2 protein-coding genes are annotated in these 1237 nt (G+C 45.1%); both read left to right on the forward strand.

Annotation, left to right across the window (positions count from 1 at the left end; all coding sequences use genetic code 11):
- Positions 1-98: 98 nt before the first annotated feature.
- A complete protein-coding gene (locus ABIE57_RS20520; protein WP_354540891.1) occupies positions 99-581 on the forward strand; it encodes a type I restriction endonuclease in 483 nt (160 codons plus the stop codon).
- A 66-nt stretch (positions 582-647) separates the two neighbouring features.
- Complete coding sequence (locus ABIE57_RS20525; RefSeq protein ID WP_354540892.1) at positions 648-1163, forward strand: hypothetical protein; 516 nt, start codon at positions 648-650, stop codon at positions 1161-1163.
- Positions 1164-1237: the final 74 nt, after the last annotated feature.

Here is a 1237-nt window from a genome sequence, read left to right on the forward strand (position 1 = left end):
GGCAGCAGGTCGCCCTTGCAGGCGATGAAGGACTGGCACAAACTCAAGCCGCAGTTGTTCAGGAAGAAGCCATACTACCTTCCGGGATGTGACAGTTAATGTCTGATCTTGAATCCGCTCTGAAACTTTTGGCAGAGCGTGCTGAAAAACATGGCGCATCCATAACCACCGAAGAAGCGGTCAAAACGTCGATAATTCTCCCGTTCTTGCAGGCTCTCGGCTTTGACGTGTTCAATCCGGCAGAGGTCATTCCAGAGTTTACTGCCGACGCAGTTGGCAAGAAAGGCGAAAAGGTTGATTATGCCGTCTGTATTGACGGGGAAATTAAAATCTTAGTCGAATGCAAAAGCTTGCCAACACAGCTTGAATCGAAGCACCTGTCACAATTGTTTAGATACTTCACGGTTACGAATGCAAAGTTTGGCATTTTAACAAATGGTCGCCATTACAGATTTTACTCTGATATTGACGAACCTAACAAACTTGATAAAAAGCCGTTCTTTACCTTCGATCTTCTGAACTACTCTCAGTTTGATCTCGCCGAACTAAAGAAATTTGAGAAATCTTCGTTTGATATTTAGGGAATACTTGCAAATGCTGAAAGACTGAAATTCATATCTGCCGTAAAAAACTACCTTACAAGTGAGTTGGAGGAGCCATCGGAAAAATTTGTTAGGGCACTTGCCGCTGAAATCCACGATGGGAGAATTACATCTCAAGTGCGGACAACGATTGGTAGTGCGATCAAAACGGCCTTCAAAGAAGTAATCCGGGATGCTGTTCAAGCCCGCCTTGCAACTGCGCTGAAGACAAGCTCCGAATCAGACGCTGACACCGAAACATCTGATGAAGAGTCATCGGATATAGTCACTACGGACGAAGAAATCGAAGCAATGCTTATTATTCGTGCTATCGTTCGGGACACGATTGATGGGCGTCGTGTAACATTGAGAGATGCAAAATCTTATTGTGCAATCCTTATTGATGACAACAATAGAAAGCCGTTGGCTCGGCTACACTTCAATTCAAAACAAAAGTATGTTGGTTTGTTCGATGGGAAGAAAGAGGAAAAATTTCCAATAGCTGATTTAGGAGAAATCTACGAACACACGGAGCATTTGCGGACAACCGCAAGAGCGTATGTGTCACATCCCGGAAGGTAGTATGGCTTCTTCCTGAACAACTGCGGCTTGAGTTTGTGCCAGTCCTTCATCGCCTGCAAGGGCGACCTGCTGCC

It is taken from the genome of Roseovarius sp. MBR-6 (genome assembly GCF_040547525.1).
In the GTDB taxonomy this organism is placed as follows: Bacteria; Pseudomonadota; Alphaproteobacteria; order Rhodobacterales; family Rhodobacteraceae; genus Roseovarius.